Origin of the sequence: Siccibacter colletis (assembly GCF_025914095.1) — a bacterium.
Taxonomy (GTDB): domain Bacteria; phylum Pseudomonadota; class Gammaproteobacteria; order Enterobacterales; family Enterobacteriaceae; genus Siccibacter; species Siccibacter colletis.
On record NZ_CP074352.1, the window covers coordinates 2100362 to 2116030 of the forward strand.

Consider the following 15669-nt stretch of genomic DNA (forward strand, 5'->3'; position numbering starts at 1 on the left):
ATCAGCGATTTCAGCCAGCAATTTAGCTTATGGTTCTCAACGCACGACGCCAGAAGCTGACGAAAACAACGCAGCGGCAAAAACGCGTTAAACCGCAGACATAGCGCACAGTAGCGCTTCTTAGTGCATATCGCTCTGAAGCGCGCAGTAGTAATTTCCAGATAATTCTCTATACCGATGCGGCTCGTTTTTCATATTTTTCATCTGATAATGTGTGCTAATCAGGTAAACAGGTTGACTGTTTTTACAGCGCTGATTATCAGGGTTGTTGGCTGAATATAAGGGGAAAGAATGCCATTTTTATTTGGTGAGTTATCTGGCGCTCCGGCATGGGTGCCTGCTGTATTGCTCGTCACGCTCTCGCTCGCGGTGGGTTTTCTGACGCGATTTATCCTGCTCCAGTTCATCCGCTACTGGCAAAGCCGCGATCGAAAGCTCTTCAAATCACTTGAAAAACACCTTCGCGGGTCAATGTTTCTGTTTATCCCCCTGCTGTTGATAAGCGTAGGGGTAAATTATGTCAATATCGAACCCGAATCGCTTGGCTTTATAAAAACAACAACCAATATTTTTATTATTTTATCATTTTGCTCGGTGCTGATCCGCTTAATTAATGTGGCTGAGGAGATGTTGTTTATACGCTACGACATTACTATCTCCAATAACCTACGCGCCCGCAAAATACGCACGCAGATAATGTATGTGAAAAAGGTCGCTATTGTGGTGCTGGTGACGCTATGTCTTTCGCTTATTTTACTCAGTTTCCCTGGCATTCGGAAATTTGGCACCACTATTCTGGCCGGTGCCGGGGTGGCGGGGATCATCATTGGTTTTGCGCTACAGAAATCCCTTGTCAATTTATTTGCCGGTATTCAGATAGCCTTCACGCAGCCAATTAAAATTGATGATGCCGTGGTGGTTGAAAAGGAGTGGGGCTGGATTGAGGAGATAAATCTGACCTACGTTGTGGTTCGTCTCTGGGATCTGCGTCGGCTGGTTTTGCCAATTACCTACTTTACCGAAAATCCGTTCCAGAACTGGACGCGTAATAACGCACAAATTCTCGGCTCTGTTTTTCTTTATCTGGATTATTCCATGCCGCTCGCGCCGCTGCGCCAGCACTTCGAAAAAGTGCTCAGTGAAACCCCGCTGTGGGATCAGCAAACCCAGGTGCTTCAGGTTACCGAGACCACGGAAAAAACCATGACCATCAGGCTGCTGATGACTGCCCAAAACTCCCCTACCGCCTGGGATTTGCGCTGCTACGTGCGGGAAAAAATGATTGAGTTTATTCAGCAAAATTATCCGCAGAGTCTGCCGCATGTAAGAACCACGCTGATCGGTCCGACGGAAAATGCGGAATTGAGTCATTAAGCGTTCTGGTTTTGCGCTTTTTGAGGGCAAGTGATGCCGAACCAGATAGCAGCGTTGTGCCGGGAAAGCACTCTGCTCACATCCATATCCGAAGCAAATTTCTTTCTGCTAATGATTACACCAAAACCCCTGTTACGCTTTATCCCGTCCTGAAGCCAGATGCAACGCTGCCATAAAACGCGCTGGTATTCGCCGCCGGAATCCGTACCATACGCGGCATACTTTTACTTATCGATGAGCGGCGGCAGTAACGAACCGTTTATCCGGCGCGGCGACGCGCCCTTCAGTGGTCAGAGACACGCGTAAATGCAAGATAATCAAGATATTAGCAAGAAAGAGCAGTACAACCTCAACAAACTGCAGAAGCGTCTGCGCCGTAACGTCGGCGAGGCTATTGCCGATTTCAACATGATTGAAGATGGCGATCGCATTATGGTCTGCCTTTCCGGCGGCAAAGACAGCTACACCATGCTGGAGATCCTGCGCAATCTGCAGCAAAGCGCGCCTATCTCCTTCAGCCTGGTGGCGGTGAACCTCGACCAGAAACAGCCTGGCTTCCCGGAGCATATTCTGCCGGAGTACCTGGAGAAGCTCGGAGTTGAGTACAAGATCGTCGAGGAGAACACCTACGGCATCGTGAAAGAGAAGATCCCCGAAGGCAAAACCACCTGCTCGCTCTGCTCACGCCTGCGTCGCGGCATTCTGTATCGCACCGCAACCGAGCTGGGCGCGACCAAAATTGCGCTCGGCCACCACCGCGACGACATCCTGCAGACCCTGTTCCTGAACATGTTCTACGGCGGCAAGATGAAAGGCATGCCGCCGAAGCTGATGAGCGATGACGGGAAACATATCGTCATTCGTCCACTCGCCTACTGCCGCGAGAAAGATATTGAGCGCTTCTCCCAGGCGAAAGGCTTCCCGATTATTCCGTGCAACCTGTGCGGTTCCCAGCCGAACCTGCAGCGTCAGGTCATCGCCGATATGCTGCGCGACTGGGATAAACGCTATCCGGGCCGCATCGAAACCATGTTCAGCGCCATGCAGAACGTGGTGCCGTCGCACCTGAGCGACATTAACCTGTTCGACTTCAAAGGTATTCGCCACGGCGCAGACGTGGTGGACGGCGGCGATCTGGCGTTTGACCGGGAAGATATCCCGATGACCCCCGCCAGTTGGCAGCCTGAAGAGGACGATGAGCGTCCGCACCAGCGGCTCGATATCCTGGAAATCAAATAACAGAAAGCCCTCTTCGGAGGGCTTTTTAATGGCTAGCGCATGTGTGGCGGCGGATCGACGATGGGTTTTGGGTCCGGCTCCAGCGGTGGATCGGGTATCGGCTGCGGTTTCGGGATGGGATCTGGCACCGGCACGGGATCGGTGGGCACCGGGTCGCTCATGCGTAATAGATGATGCGTCATCATTGCCTCCTCTGTTTTCTCTGCCCGTCTATTAAGGGTAGATGCTCCTGGAAAAGAGGCAAAAAAAAGCCGACATTCACGTCGGCATCGTTCGAATCAATTGTGCTATGCAATAATTCAAAAAAGGAAGTAAGACAATATGGAGCGCAACGCCCATCGCTTGACGTTGCATTCACCTGCGGGAAAGATATTGCCGCAGTTATCCGTATGAATTATTGATATCGCTCAAGGTTTGGCGGATTTGCGTGGCTCCTCGCAGTAAAAAACGTGTCATTTTACAGCCATTTACCTCGATGTAACCACCAGATAACACCCGCGACTAATACCACCAACATAGTACAGAAAACGCTAAAACCCAGATGCCATTCGCCGCCAGGAATACCGCCCAGGTTGACCCCGAACAGCCCGGTGAGGAAGGTCGACGGCAGAAACACCATTGCCATCACTGACATGGTGTACGTGCGGCGCGACAGCGACTCCTGCATCATCTGCGCGATTTCATCGTTCATCACGCCGGTGCGCGCTATGCACGCGTCAATCTCATCCAGCCCGCGCCCCAGCCGATCGGTAATGTCCTGCATCCGGCGGCGCTGATCGTCGTCCATCCACGGGAAGCGCTCGCTGGCCAGCCGCGCATACACATCGCGCTGCGGGGCCATGTAGCGGCGCATAACGATGAGCTGTTTGCGTAACAGCGCCAGAAAACCGCGCGGCGGGAACTGCTCGTCCAGCAGGTTATCCTCCAGATCGATAATCCGGTCATGCAGCTGCTCGATAAATTCACTGGCGTGATCGGTCAGCGCATCACAGACGTCCACCAGCCAGGCGCCGATATTTTCCGGTCCGGTGCCTTCGTTGAGATCGTGGATAACGTCGTCCAGTGCCAGCACCTTGCGCTGGCGGGTGGAAACGATCAGCCGCTCGTCGATGTAAAGCCGCATCGCCACCAGCTGATCCGGCCGCTCATCGGTGCTGCCGTTAATGCAGCGCAGGGTGATCAGCGTCCCTTCCCCAATGCGCGACACGCGCGGACGCGTGCTCTCCCCGGCCAGCGCATCGCGTACCGGGTTCGGCAGCAGCGGCGTAGTCGCCAGCCACTGGGCGCTCTCCTGCTGGGTGTAGTTGAGGTGCAGCCAACACGGGTGCGTTTTATCGATAACGTCGGCGTTTTCCAGCGGCGTCACACCGCCCTTTCCATTCAGTATCCAGGCATATACCGCATCCGGTACGTTGAGGTCGCTACCTTTGATTGTCTCCACGTTCCCTCTTCTTCTCATCTCAGCGTGATGCTGTAGTCTAGCCCGGCCAGTTAGCGACGCAAGTACTGCCGTTTGTAGCGGCTGCGGCAAAAAAATTTTATGCCTGGTTGGCGATGCGCTGCTCTATGTTATGCCACGCTTTATGGCTATGGCCCCCACAATCACTGATAAACCCGCCGCGCACCCTGTTTTCCGCGTCGCGCTTAACTTATGCCGGCAGCGTCGCCACTTGCCCGGTGTTGGAAAACGCGATAGCGTCTGACTCGCTTCGCTGCGGGTAATGCCATCCGCAGCGGGTTATATGCCTTTTATTCCTCCGCTGGAGGGTCCGGTAAGATAAAAAAAGAGCGCCGGATAACACCTGATCTGTTGATGATGATAGCCTGAGGTGCCCGGCTTACGCCGGGTTTCTTTCAGCATCAGAGACACAAAACCACGCCCGCAGGCGTGGTTTTTTTATGCCCTCAACACTCACATCTGGAAACCCAGCAGTGGCGGGGGCACAGCCTTACCCGCCCTACGAGACCGCTCACAAGCAGGATAATTTAGTGCGCGAGCAGGTACATGGTGCGGCTGTAGGCCACGTCTTCCGGGTTATCGATCGGGTAACCTTTCAGCCAGGGTTTGATCAGTCGCCCGTTGGTGTACTGGTAGATGGGGGCAATTGGCGCCTTGCTGGCGATGATATTTTCCGCCTCGTTGTAATCTTTGTTGCGTGCTGCATCGGTGGTTTCGATGCTGGCCTGCTCGATCACCTTGTCGTAAGCCGGATCGCTGAAGCGCGCAATGTTGCCGCTGTGGGTCGAGGTCAGCAGCGACAGGAAGGTGGAAGGCTCGTTGTAATCCCCGACCCAGGAGGCGCGGATCACGTCGAAATTGCCGGTGTTACGGCTGTCGATATAGGTTTTCCACTCCTGGTATTGCAGCTTCACATCAACCCCAAGATTCTTCTTCCACATCGAGGCCACCGCGATGGCGATTTTCTGATGGTTCTCAGAGGTGTTATACAGCAGCGTCAGCTTAAGCGGGCGGCCCGGCCCGTAGCCTGCGGCTTTCAGCAGCGTTTTGGCTTCGGCGTTCAGCTCCTGCTGGCTCATCTCTTCCATGCGTGACGGCTGCGGCGTGAAACCAGCGGTCACATCCGGGGTGAAGCGCCACGCCGGTTTCTCGCCGGTCCCCAGCACTTTTTCCGCCATTAACCGACGATCGATGGTCATGCTGAGCGCAAGCCGCACCCGCGCGTCGGCGGTTGGCCCTTTTTGCGTGTTGAAAGCGTAATAGTAAGTGCCCAGCTGCGCCGGGGTATAAACCTGGCCGGGGATATCCTTCAGCAGTTTCTGATAGAGGTTTTTCGGGAAGGATTCGGTGATATCGATATCCCCCGCCAGGTAGCGCTTGGTGGCTGCCGACTCCTGGTTGATCGGCAAGAAGGTTACCTTCTGCAGTACGGTTCTGGCGTTATCCCAGTAGTGGGTGTTGGGCACCACCACCAGTTTTTCATTCACCACGCGATCCTGTAACACGTAAGCGCCGTTACCTGGCAGATTACCGGGTTTGGTCCAGTCGTTACCGAATTTCTCAATCGCGGTTTTCGGCACCGGATAAAGCGCAAAGTTTGCTGCCAGATTAGGGAAATACGGCACCGGTTTGTCGAGCTGTACCGTCAGGGTATTTTTATTCACCGCTTTTACCCCGAGCTTATCGGGCGTCTGCTTGCCGTCGATAATCGCCTGGGCATTACTGATCCCGGCCAGCGCGGCAAACCAGGCGAACGGCGAGGTGTTTTTCGGATCGACAAGCCGCTGCCAGCTGTAAACAAAATCCTCAGCGGTCACCGGTGTACCGTCCGACCAGCGCGCGTTATCGCGCAGCGTAAAGGTCCAGACCCGGTTGTCGTTGCTCTGCCAGCGGGTGGCGACGCCGGGGATCAGCTTCCCTTTCTCATCCTGATTCACCAGGCCTTCAAACAGATCGCGGATCACCTGAATTTCCGGCAGGCCGACGGCTTTTACCGGGTCCAGTGAGGCCGGTTCATCTTTTATATGGCGTACCAGCTCCTGCTTTTTTGCCAGCGTCGCGCCCTTCGGCACCTCTGCGGCCCAGGCGCTGGAGATCGCGCCTGACACCAGTAACGCTACACCAGACCATCCCAGCGATAATTTCATGCGATCCCCTTCTGATTCAGACTGAAACGCGCCATATGCGGCGCGGAAGATTAGGCTAATGCATTGATTTTTACACAGCATCCCCGGTGCGTCGTCATCAATTTGCCACCGGAGCGCCATTTAACCGTCATACTTTATTACAGATCCTGAGCCGGGCCGCGCTGATGCGTGTCAAAAGCGTGAAGCTGACCAGGCTGTCCGCTTGCCGAACCGGCGGTTTTGCTTAACACTGCGTAGATAACCGACTGAGTTTCTGAGGAAAGCGATGACCATCCTGCGCCCCCGTTCCGATCGCGGTATGTTGCCCCCCCATTCACAACGCTATGGCGAATCCGTGCTTGGCGCACCGCTGCTGTGGTTTCCGGCCCCGGAAGCCCACGAGAAAAGCGGCCTGATTATTGCCGGCACGCACGGCGACGAAGGCGCGGCGCTGGTCACACTCTCCTGCGCCCTGCGCACCCTGCAACCGCAACTGCGTCGTCATCACGTGATCCTTGCGGTAAATCCTGACGGCTGTCAGCTTGGGCTGCGCGCCAATGCGCGCGGGGTCGATCTCAACCGTAACTTCCCGGCCGCCAACTGGAAAGCCGGGGATACGCTGTACCGCTGGAATTCCGGGGCGGACCAGCGCGACGTGCTGCTTTCCACCGGCGAGAGCGCGGGCTCCGAGCCGGAAACCCGCGCCCTGTGTCAGCTGATCCACAGCGTGAAGCCGGCATGGGTCGTTTCGTTTCACGATCCGCTGGGGTGCATCGAAGATACCCGGCGTAGCCCGCTGGGGGAATGGTTGTCCGGGGCGTTTGGCCTGCCGCTGGTGAGCAGCGTCGGCTATGACACCCCCGGCTCCTTTGGCAGCTGGTGCGCAGACGGAGACGTGCCCTGCATTACCGCGGAATTCCCGGCGATTTCCGCTGACGAGGCCACAGCACGCTATCTCGATGCCATGACCCGTCTGCTTCACTGGTGAGGGGCAAAGCTCAGGGAGCCGGTACGAAACGGCAGGCCCGGCTCGACGTCCACCGCCAGCCAGGTCGGGCCATCGAGATCGGCAAACTGCGCCAGACCGACCAGCGGCAGCGCCGCGCTGATGGCGCGCGAGGTGCAGAGCATACAGCCCAGCATCACCGCAAAACCCTGCTCTTTTGCGGCTTGCGCCAGCGCCAGCGCCTCGGTCAGCCCACCGGTTTTATCCAGCTTGATATTTACCATCTCATAGCGACCCTGCAGCGCTTTCAGGCTGCTGCGGGTGTGGCAACTTTCATCGGCGCAGATCGGCAGCGGATGAATAAAATTGGCCAGCGCGGCGTCATCGCTGGCGGGCAGCGGTTGCTCCAGCATCGCGACGCCGATATCCGCTAACAGCTGACAGCGTTCCGCCAGCCCTTCGCTGCGCCAGGATTCGTTGGCATCGACAATCAGCGTGGCCTCCGGCACGGCAGCGCGGATCGCCATGACGCGTTCGGTAATAAAGTGGTCGTCGAGTTTGATTTTGAGCAGGCGCGCGCCCTTCTCATACAGCAGCGCGGCGTTGCTTGCCATCTGCGCCGGTTCGCCGAGGACTACCGTCTGGGCGGTGGTGATATCCGTGGGAATAGCGCTGGCGGTGCGTTGCGCCAGGGTGGTGTTGTGCAGTCGTGCTTCCAGATCCCAGAGTGCGCTGTCGATAGCGTTGCGGGCCGCACCGGCAGGCAGCGCCTGCTGTAGCGCCTCGCGCGTCATGCCGGCTTCAAGTTGCGGGATCAGCGCGGCGATCTCCGCCATCACCGAGGCGGTGCTTTCACCGTAGCGCGGATAAGGCGTGCACTCGCCGACGCCCCTGACACCATCTTCACTCAGCTCGACTACCACCACCACCGCCTCGCTGCGGCTACCGCGTGCAATAGCGAACGGCGTATGCAGCGGCCATGCTTCCTCATATACCCTGACGGTTCTCATCGTTTTTCTCTCCTGAGAATGCGCGGCGTACCCGGTGAGCCGCGCTGTGATGAATGTAGCTGGCCTTCACCGGCGTGATTTAAGTTTGTATGTTCAAACAGTTCATCATGGCATACACTAGCCGGCGACGTTAACTCTATGTAAACAGGAAGATAACCATGTCACAACTCGTCCATTTTCAGGGTAATCCCGTATCCGTTGCCGGCCAGCTTCCGCAGGCAGGTAGCAAAGCGCAGCCGTTCACGCTGGTAGCAAAAGATCTCTCTGATGTGGCGCTGAGCCAGTATGCAGGCAAGCGTAAAGTGTTGAATATTTTCCCAAGCATCGATACCGGCGTATGCGCCGCGTCCGTTCGCAAATTCAATCAGCTGGCGACCGAAGTGGATAACACCGTGGTACTGTGCATTTCCGCCGACCTGCCGTTTGCCCAGTCCCGCTTCTGCGGCGCGGAAGGTCTGAGCAACGTGGTCACGCTCTCTACCCTGCGTAACCCGGAGTTCGCGCAGAGCTATGGCGTTAGCATTGATGAAGGCGCGCTGAAAGGCCTGACCGCGCGTGCCGTTGTGGTACTGAACGAAAACGACGAGGTGGTGTTCAGCCAGCTGGTTAACGAAATCACTCAGGAGCCGGATTACACGGCGGCCCTGAACGCGCTGAAAAACTGATTTCCGCCCGCTGTGATGAAAAAAGCCTCCATTCGGAGGCTTTTTTCATTATTACTCTTCGCTCTTACGCTGGCTGAGTCCATATTCGCGCAGCTTGTTTGCGATCGCGGTATGGGACACGCCGAGGCGACGCGCCAGTTTGCGCGTGCTGGGGTAGCTGCGATAGAGCTGGGTCAGCACCGAGCGCTCGAAGCGGCGGGTAATGTCGTCCAGCGAGCCTTCCATCGCCTCTTCCCCTACCGGCAGCGCGGCGGCGTCGAAGTCCGGTAACAGAATGTCCTGCGGTTTTAACTCATAGCCTTCGAGCTGGGTCAGCGCCCGGTAGATGGCGTTTTTCAGCTGGCGCACGTTGCCAGGCCAGGTATAGCGCGTCAGCGTCGTGCTCAGATCGGCGGAGAGTTTCGGGCGGGCAATGCCCTGCTCATCGGCAAAGCGCGCCACGAACATTTCGGTGAGCGGCATAATGTCCTGAGGCCGATCGCGCAGTGCCGGCAGGTTCAGGGTCAGGACGTTCAGGCGATAGAACAGATCTTCGCGGAACGCACCCTTCTGGACCAGCTCCACCAGATTTTTTTGCGTCGCGCAGATCACGCGCACGTCCACATGCACTTCGCTGTCTTCCCCCACGCGACGGAAGGTGCCGTCATTGAGGAAACGCAGCAGTTTGGTCTGCATGCGCGGTGACATCTCACCAATTTCGTCCAGCAGCACCGAGCCGCCGTTGGCCTGCTCGAAGAAGCCTTTTTTCCCTTCCGGCGCATGACCAAACAGCTCGCTCTCCACCGCGTCCTCAGGAATCGAGGCGCAGTTAAGCGCCAGATAAGGTTTGTCGGCACGCGGGCTGGCCAGATGGCAGGCGTGCGCCAGCATATCCTTACCGGTGCCGGTATCGCCTATAATCAGCAGCGGCGCGTTGAGCTGCGCCAGCTTGCGCGCCTGATCCAGCACGTGACGCATTTTCGTGCTGACGGCAATGATCTGGCTGAAGGCGCTCAGATCCTGCTGGCTGAGATTCTGCAGCTGACGCCCCATGCGCACCGTTGAGCGCAGCATCACTACCGCTCCGGCCAGCAGATTTTCCCCCTGCTCGCTTTCAAGGTGCACCGGGGTGATCTCCATCAGGAAGTTCTGCCCGTTGATGGCAACGTGCTCGTTGTGCGACTCCACCGGATTACTGTCCAGCCAGCGCACAAAGTTGAAGCCGGGGATCAGGCTGGCGGCGTTTAAGTTGCGCAGTTTGTCTTCGCTCTGACCAAACAGCTGGCGGCTGGCCGGGTTCGCCAGCTCCACTTTGCTTTTAAGATCCAGCGACAGCACCGCTTCCGGCAGCGCCTCCAGCAGCGCGCTCAGCGCCCGGTGTTCACGCTCGGACGGCATCCATGAAATGGTGCGCACATCGGTAACGCCATCGATACGGCGAATTTCCGCCATCAGGCTGCTGAAGGTGTCGAAGTCGAGTGAGGAAAAACTGAGGTAGATTCGCCCGACGGGATCGATCTCGATACCGCGCAGGTCAAGACTACGCAGCACCAGCAGATCGAGCAGTTCACGGGTCAGACCAATCCGGTCTTCACAAAACACTTCCAGACGCATAACACCAGCCTTTCAGGGTAAGAGGAGCAAAGTGGCCCGATAATACTCTGTCTCTCCGGTAGCAGGAAGCAATCTGTCAACAATCATTGACACTTTGCCGGAAAAACGGGCGCTGCGGCGTAAAGTTATACGGTCAGCTGTCGGGTGGCGTGGCGAACCAGGATTCGGAAACGGCGTATAGGGCAAATCAGGTCTGGCGACTATGCTGCGCGATTTACATTAACAAGGAATTATTATGGCTGATTTCATATTGCCGCAAATGCTGTTTACTTCACAGCGGCGTTTTAACGACTACTCAAGTAATGACATGAAATACGGCGACCTTACCGCTGAGCAATTAAAATCACGATTTGCTTTGGAGAAAATATCCGATCGTGTAGACCCCTGGACGCTGACGCGCCTGCTCCCTTTCGACGCACCACAATCACGCTTCGCCGGAAGTTATCCTCCGGGCTGCAGGGAAAATATTTCAGTGAAAACCTGTACGGATATACTTTTCGACGAGTTACGTCATACCTCGTATCCTTTCTCGCTAATGGGCAACTGTCGAAACCTGATCAATAAAATGCTTACGCATATGCAAACCCGCAATGGCGCCCCTTTTCGCGACACCGCACTAGATGAAGCGTTGCGCCAACAGATTTTCACCAGTACTTATTCACAAAGCACATTGGCTATCATTAAAGAGAAAATTGATAAAAATTTCAAAGCTGAAAAACGTGATTTAATAAAAGATACCGTAGCAACACTTCCCAATGAATTAAAAGCCAGTATTTTACCTAAATTTAATCGGACGATTGATAGATTCAATGGTCTCGGAATCACAGTGCACGATATCTACGCGACAAAAATTACGTTAAAAGCATTTGAAAACAATAAAAAAACGTGGAGGGCAATTATTCATTATGAAACCCAGGATCACTTTGGTCTTGACGTGAATGACATTACAAAAAAACATTTTTATCAGTTCGATTTTTTTAAAAAATGGTTTGTCCTTCAGCATTACGACAAATTTGCTTTTAAGCCCTTTATTACGTCGATGGCTGCGGATGTCGAAATCAGAGGCGAAAGGATATGAGCAAAAAACGAATCCTCTGCGTTGTTGGTTATGCTGCAACAGCAGTGCTCGTTTGCTGGAATCTCGCGCGCCAACCCCGGATCATAGATATTCATCGCGACGGCAATATCGTCGCTGTAATTGCAGAACAGCTTCATTATTTTGATCGCACTAAAATTAACTGGTGGAAAGAAAATGAACACCGGATCCATGCGCGACTTAACCTGTCTGAGGCTGACGCATCCCGCTTATCGTTCTACGTTATTTCCTTTAACGAAGGCTATGAGCAACCCGATGACAGCGATCAACTTTGTTTTGACGACATGACGTCGCCCGCCCGATGCCTGCAAAAAAATTACCTGCTGGTGGTAAAGCACTCTTCGCGAGAACCGGTTGAGTATTGTGGTGACGAGCATTGTTACGTAGATGCTACAGACGGCTCGCTGGTCAGAATACGTTAACGCGAGTGCAGAGCGTCGCGCAAACCGCGACGCTCATTGTTAATTGTCCTGCTTTACCGTTTTCCCTTTCTGCATTGCCGCTTTGACCTCGCCGATCAGCTGTCGGCGGAAATCCCCCAGCTTCGGTTTGTCGTCGTCGATCCAGGGCAGCGGACGGCACAGCTCCATAGCTTTGATACCGAGACGTGCGGTGAGCAGCCCGGCACCAATACCCTGGGCTGCGCGGGCAGAGAGACGTGCCGCCAGATCCTGGGAAATCCAGTCCATGCCGATTTCACGTACCAGTTCGCTGGCCCCGGCGAAGGCAATGTTCAGCAGCACCAGTCGGAACAGGCGGATGCGGCTCAAGTAGCCAAGCTCAATGCCGTAGACGGCGGCAATACGATTGATCAGGCGCAGATTGCGCCAGGCGATAAACGCCATGTCCACCAGTGCCAGTGGGCTGACGGCAATCATCAGGGTGGATTCCGCCGCCGAGCGGCTGATCAGCCGTCGCGCCTGGGTATCCAGCACCGGCTGGACCAGATGGGCATACAGCGCTACCACTTCGCGATCGTTCTGCGTTTCATGGATGGCGGCGTACCAGCGCTGCAGCGCCGGATGCCCCTGGTCCAGTCCGGCCTGGTGAGCCAGCTTCTCGCAAAACGCGCGGCCCTTACCCATGCTGTGGCTGGCCAGCAGCTCACGCGCCTCGTCACGCTCTTCGGCACGCTCGCGCAGGCGATAAAGACGACGCCATTCGCTGGCCACCGATCCGACGCCAGCCCCGATAATCAGCGCGCCAGCAGCACAGCCACCAAGGGCGATCCAGTCCTGGGTCTGCCACGCCTGCCAGCCCCACTGGACGCCCTGCGCGATGACGCTGACGCCGAAAATACCCAGCCCGGCGGTCACCATCCGCCGCCACAGGCTGTGTTTTGGACGCAGCGCGGCCACCACTACGGCCTCCGCCTGACCGTCATCGACCGGCTCCTCAGGCAGCGTGGCGGGCGTAAAACGCTCGGCGTCCGGTTCGCTGAAGGCGTGCGCGCCGCGATACTGCTCGGCAGTAACGCGCTCCGGGCGGTCGGTAAAGTCCATGCGCGGTTTAATCGGATCGCTCATCGCAGTTTGTCTCCCAGTAAAAACTCCAGTGCGGCATCAAGCCGGATGTGCGGCAGCGGCTGATCCACCGGCATGCTCTGCGGTCGGAAGGCTTCAAACTGAAAACCCTGCTGCTCCCAGAAGGCCGCTGATGGCAACCGCGCCGGGACTTCGCCAGGGTAGACCGTCAACGGCGCACCGTCGCTGAGCCGGTTCCCGCGCAGCGCCGGGATCTGTTCGCCATTCACATCTACCAGCCCGCTGCGGGTTGCCTGCACCGAGGCCAGCCCCATGCAGTCCATTGCGATGCCTTCAAACGCGGCATTCTGCCAGGCCTCCTGGATCAGCTGTTGCAGCAGCGAGACCATATTAGCGTGCTGATCTACCGTGACGTGGTCGGCCTTAGTGGCAGCAAACAGCAACCGATCGATAACCGGCGAAAATAAGCGCCGGAACAGGGTGCGCTGCCCGTAGTGGAAGCTTTGCATCAGCTGCGTCAGGGCGAGGCGCATATCGTTGAACGCCTGCGGCCCGCTGTTGAGCGGCTGCAGGCAGTCCACCAGCACGATCTGACGATCGAAGCCGAGAAAATGATCGCGATAGAAGCCTTTCACCACTTTTTCGCAATAGTAGTGGTAGCGCTCGCGCAGCATGCCGGCGTTAGTGGATTTATCCGCCTGCGCCAGCCGGGTTTCCCCGATAGCGTCCACGTCTGGCCAGGGGAAGAACTGCAGCACAGGTGCGCCCGCCATGTCGCCAGGCAATACAAAGCGCCCCGGCTGAATAAAATGCAGCCCTTCGCGTTTACAGGTCACCAGATAATCGGTCCAGGCCTGAGCAATCTCCGCCAGCCGGTTCTCATCCGCCGGGGCCAGCGGGTCGAGATCGCGACAGAGATCGCGCCACGGCTGCGCCCAGGCAGCGCGGTCACCCTTCAGCAGGCCGGTCATCTGGCGGGACCAGCCGGGATAATCCTGCGCCAGCATCGGCAAATCGAGCAGCCATTCGCCGGGGTAATCGACAATCTCCAGCCACAGCGTGGCGGTGTCTTTGAAGTGCCGTAGCAGCGAGTCGTTTGAGCGATAGCGCAACGCGAGATGAATTTCACTGACGCCACGGGTCGGGGTGGGCCATGCCGGGGGCGTGCCGTAGAGCTGGGCCAGCCCCTCGTCGTAGGTGAAGCGCGGGATCGCCAGATTGCGCTGCGGCACCCGCTTGACGCCAAGCAGCCGCTCTTCCCGCACCGCGCTGAACAGCGGCAGCCGCGCCCCGCTGTGCAGATTCAGCAGCTGGTTAACCATGCCGGTGATAAAAGCGGTCTTACCGCTGCGGCTCAGACCGGTCACGGCCAGCCGCAAATGGCGATCCACACCGCGATTGACCAGCGCATGAATTTCGTTAGTGAGTCGCTTCATAACCTTCCCGTGTCATCTGCATATTGCCTGGCAGTGTACCGTAAAAATGCCCCGCGCTGCCCCGCTTCTTAATCAGGTTATGGGGATGCGCAGCGGCAGATTCAATTATCCCGGCCATAGCTTAAAATAGTCCCGCGCTTTAATAGACAGTGCTAAGCCCGCTGAGTAAGATGACGCCAGTCGCGTTATCCTGGAGTTTCGTGTTTCTATGTCACCCACTATTTATGATATTGCGCGTGCGGCAAACGTCTCTAAATCCACCGTATCGCGGGTGCTGAATAATCAGACCAATATCTCTGACGAGGCGCGCGAACGGGTATTAAAGGCGATAGAGGAGCTGAATTATCAGCCCAATAAACTGGCGCGGGCGCTAACCTCCTCCGGGTTCGATGCCATCATGGTAATTTCCACCCGCTCGACCAAAACCACCAGCGGTAATCCTTTCTTTTCCGAAGTGCTGGACGCTATTACCGCTCGCGCCGAGCGCGAAGGCTTTGACGTTATTTTGCAGACCTCAAAAAACAGCGCTGAAGATTTGCAGAAATGCCTGACGAAGATTAAGCAAAAAATGATCAAGGGCATTATTATGCTCAGCTCACCGGCTGACGAGCGCTTTTTTAGCGAGCTGGATCGCTATGGCGTTCCGGTTGTGGTTATTGGCCGCGTCAGCGGGGATTATCAGCATATTTACTCGGTGGACACGGACAATTACCGCGACAGCATTGCCCTTACCGAAGTAGTAATCAACGCCGGTCACCAGCGCATTGCATGCCTGCATGCCCCGCTCGATTATCATGTTTCGGTCGATCGGCTGAACGGTTTTAAGCAGGCGCTCGCCCTGCATCAGCGGGAAGAAATACCAGACTATATTGTTGATGGCGGATATACCCAGCAGAGCGCCTGTGAAGCGGCGGAGAAATTACTGGCAGGGGCTTCACGGCCCGATGCCATATTTGCTGCCGACAGCCTGAAACTGATGAGCATCTATCGCGTCGCGGCGCAGCTGGATATTACTATTCCGGATGATCTGATGGTGGTCGGTTACAGCAACGAGCTGCTGTCATTTATGCTGAACCCCGCGCCCTATGGCATCAATGTTCCGACCCAGACGCTGGGCGATCGCAGCAGCGCGCTGTTATTCGACCGCCTGCAGGGAAAACCCACGCCGCAGCGCAGCCTGGTAGCGACGGATATCACCCGTCACGCGTGATTCGACGCAGTGGGGAGCCGCAGCTCCCCGG

14 protein-coding genes and 1 pseudogene are annotated in these 15669 nt (G+C 56.4%); 8 read left to right on the top strand and 7 right to left on the bottom strand.

The window, feature by feature from the left end:
- Window positions 1-291 precede the first annotated feature (291 nt).
- The 3 genes and pseudogenes from KFZ77_RS10020 (at window position 292) to ttcA (ending at window position 2613) form a co-directional block, all read left to right on the top strand.
- Window positions 292-1374, top strand: coding sequence for a mechanosensitive ion channel family protein (locus KFZ77_RS10020; protein WP_031519284.1), 1083 nt, complete (start codon window positions 292-294; stop codon window positions 1372-1374).
- 148 nt (window positions 1375-1522) lie between these two features.
- Window positions 1523-1600: pseudogene (locus KFZ77_RS10025) on the top strand (hypothetical protein); the annotation flags it as partial.
- A gap of 80 nt (window positions 1601-1680) precedes the next feature.
- Complete coding sequence (gene ttcA, locus KFZ77_RS10030; RefSeq protein ID WP_264384063.1) at window positions 1681-2613, top strand: tRNA 2-thiocytidine(32) synthetase TtcA; 933 nt, start codon at window positions 1681-1683, stop codon at window positions 2611-2613.
- Between the two features lie 32 nt (window positions 2614-2645).
- Here the strand turns inward: ttcA and KFZ77_RS10035 are convergent, their stop codons facing one another.
- The 3 genes from KFZ77_RS10035 to KFZ77_RS10045 form a co-directional block, all read right to left on the bottom strand.
- The gene (locus KFZ77_RS10035; RefSeq protein WP_160165447.1) at window positions 2646-2795 is read right to left on the bottom strand and encodes a hypothetical protein; all 150 of its coding nucleotides are present in this window, start codon (window positions 2793-2795) and stop codon (window positions 2646-2648) included.
- A gap of 275 nt (window positions 2796-3070) precedes the next feature.
- Window positions 3071-4054 (bottom strand): zinc transporter ZntB, encoded by a 984-nt coding sequence (zntB, locus tag KFZ77_RS10040; RefSeq protein WP_264384064.1) that lies wholly within the window; start codon window positions 4052-4054, stop codon window positions 3071-3073.
- A 545-nt stretch (window positions 4055-4599) separates the two neighbouring features.
- Window positions 4600-6219 (bottom strand): peptide ABC transporter substrate-binding protein, encoded by a 1620-nt coding sequence (locus tag KFZ77_RS10045; protein WP_264384065.1) that lies wholly within the window; start codon window positions 6217-6219, stop codon window positions 4600-4602.
- A 265-nt stretch (window positions 6220-6484) separates the two neighbouring features.
- Here KFZ77_RS10045 and mpaA point away from each other — a divergent pair, with 265 nt between their 5' ends.
- Window positions 6485-7186: a murein tripeptide amidase MpaA gene (gene mpaA, locus KFZ77_RS10050; RefSeq protein WP_264384066.1), complete on the top strand. Its 702-nt coding sequence runs from the start codon at window positions 6485-6487 to the stop codon at window positions 7184-7186.
- Here mpaA and ycjG read toward each other — a convergent pair.
- Window positions 7177-8154: an L-Ala-D/L-Glu epimerase gene (gene ycjG, locus KFZ77_RS10055; RefSeq protein WP_264384067.1), complete on the bottom strand. Its 978-nt coding sequence runs from the start codon at window positions 8152-8154 to the stop codon at window positions 7177-7179. The genes mpaA and ycjG overlap by 10 nt on opposite strands.
- Before the next feature lie 158 nt (window positions 8155-8312).
- On the opposite strand from ycjG, the gene tpx reads away from it, so the two are divergent.
- The gene (tpx, locus tag KFZ77_RS10060) at window positions 8313-8819 is read left to right on the top strand and encodes a thiol peroxidase (RefSeq protein ID WP_031519277.1); all 507 of its coding nucleotides are present in this window, start codon (window positions 8313-8315) and stop codon (window positions 8817-8819) included.
- Window positions 8820-8870: 51 nt separating this feature from the next.
- Here tpx and tyrR read toward each other — a convergent pair whose 3' ends face one another.
- On the bottom strand, window positions 8871-10412 hold the full coding sequence (gene tyrR / locus KFZ77_RS10065) for a transcriptional regulator TyrR (RefSeq protein WP_031519275.1): 1542 nt from the start codon (window positions 10410-10412) through the stop codon (window positions 8871-8873).
- 235 nt (window positions 10413-10647) lie between these two features.
- Here tyrR and KFZ77_RS10070 point away from each other — a divergent pair, with 235 nt between their 5' ends.
- Both KFZ77_RS10070 and KFZ77_RS10075 read left to right on the top strand, forming a co-directional pair.
- Window positions 10648-11490 carry a DUF3289 family protein gene (locus KFZ77_RS10070; RefSeq protein ID WP_264384068.1) on the top strand — a complete coding sequence of 281 codons (843 nt, stop codon included), beginning with the start codon at window positions 10648-10650 and terminating at the stop codon, window positions 11488-11490.
- On the top strand, window positions 11487-11930 hold the full coding sequence (locus KFZ77_RS10075; RefSeq protein WP_264384069.1) for a DUF943 family protein: 444 nt from the start codon (window positions 11487-11489) through the stop codon (window positions 11928-11930). The genes KFZ77_RS10070 and KFZ77_RS10075 overlap by 4 nt, the downstream gene beginning before the upstream one ends.
- Before the next feature lie 39 nt (window positions 11931-11969).
- On the opposite strand, the gene KFZ77_RS10080 is transcribed toward KFZ77_RS10075, so the two are convergent.
- Entirely contained in the window at window positions 11970-13034 is a 1065-nt protein-coding gene (locus tag KFZ77_RS10080) for a YcjF family protein (RefSeq protein ID WP_264384070.1), read from the bottom strand.
- Window positions 13031-14428: a YcjX family GTP-binding protein gene (locus tag KFZ77_RS10085; RefSeq protein WP_031519270.1), complete on the bottom strand. Its 1398-nt coding sequence runs from the start codon at window positions 14426-14428 to the stop codon at window positions 13031-13033. The genes KFZ77_RS10080 and KFZ77_RS10085 overlap by 4 nt, the downstream gene beginning before the upstream one ends.
- Before the next feature lie 208 nt (window positions 14429-14636).
- Between KFZ77_RS10085 and KFZ77_RS10090 the strand changes: the two genes are divergently transcribed.
- Window positions 14637-15638, top strand: coding sequence for a LacI family DNA-binding transcriptional regulator (locus KFZ77_RS10090; protein ID WP_264384071.1), 1002 nt, complete (start codon window positions 14637-14639; stop codon window positions 15636-15638).
- The last annotated feature ends 31 nt before the right edge of the window (window positions 15639-15669 follow it).

What these genes read in the sequence shown, in the direction of transcription:
- KFZ77_RS10020 (WP_031519284.1), top strand. Translation starts at nt 292, where the DNA reads ATGCCATTTTTATTTGGTGAGTTATCTGGCGCTCCGGCATGGGTGCCT.
- tpx (WP_031519277.1), top strand. Translation starts at nt 8,313, where the DNA reads ATGTCACAACTCGTCCATTTTCAGGGTAATCCCGTATCCGTTGCCGGC.
- ycjG (WP_264384067.1), bottom strand. Translation starts at nt 8,154, where the DNA reads ATGAGAACCGTCAGGGTATATGAGGAAGCATGGCCGCTGCATACGCCG.
- mpaA (WP_264384066.1), top strand. Translation starts at nt 6,485, where the DNA reads ATGACCATCCTGCGCCCCCGTTCCGATCGCGGTATGTTGCCCCCCCAT.
- KFZ77_RS10075 (WP_264384069.1), top strand. Translation starts at nt 11,487, where the DNA reads ATGAGCAAAAAACGAATCCTCTGCGTTGTTGGTTATGCTGCAACAGCA.
- KFZ77_RS10045 (WP_264384065.1), bottom strand. Translation starts at nt 6,219, where the DNA reads ATGAAATTATCGCTGGGATGGTCTGGTGTAGCGTTACTGGTGTCAGGC.
- tyrR (WP_031519275.1), bottom strand. Translation starts at nt 10,412, where the DNA reads ATGCGTCTGGAAGTGTTTTGTGAAGACCGGATTGGTCTGACCCGTGAA.
- KFZ77_RS10035 (WP_160165447.1), bottom strand. Translation starts at nt 2,795, where the DNA reads ATGACGCATCATCTATTACGCATGAGCGACCCGGTGCCCACCGATCCC.
- KFZ77_RS10085 (WP_031519270.1), bottom strand. Translation starts at nt 14,428, where the DNA reads ATGAAGCGACTCACTAACGAAATTCATGCGCTGGTCAATCGCGGTGTG.
- KFZ77_RS10070 (WP_264384068.1), top strand. Translation starts at nt 10,648, where the DNA reads ATGGCTGATTTCATATTGCCGCAAATGCTGTTTACTTCACAGCGGCGT.
- KFZ77_RS10080 (WP_264384070.1), bottom strand. Translation starts at nt 13,034, where the DNA reads ATGAGCGATCCGATTAAACCGCGCATGGACTTTACCGACCGCCCGGAG.
- ttcA (WP_264384063.1), top strand. Translation starts at nt 1,681, where the DNA reads ATGCAAGATAATCAAGATATTAGCAAGAAAGAGCAGTACAACCTCAAC.
- KFZ77_RS10090 (WP_264384071.1), top strand. Translation starts at nt 14,637, where the DNA reads ATGTCACCCACTATTTATGATATTGCGCGTGCGGCAAACGTCTCTAAA.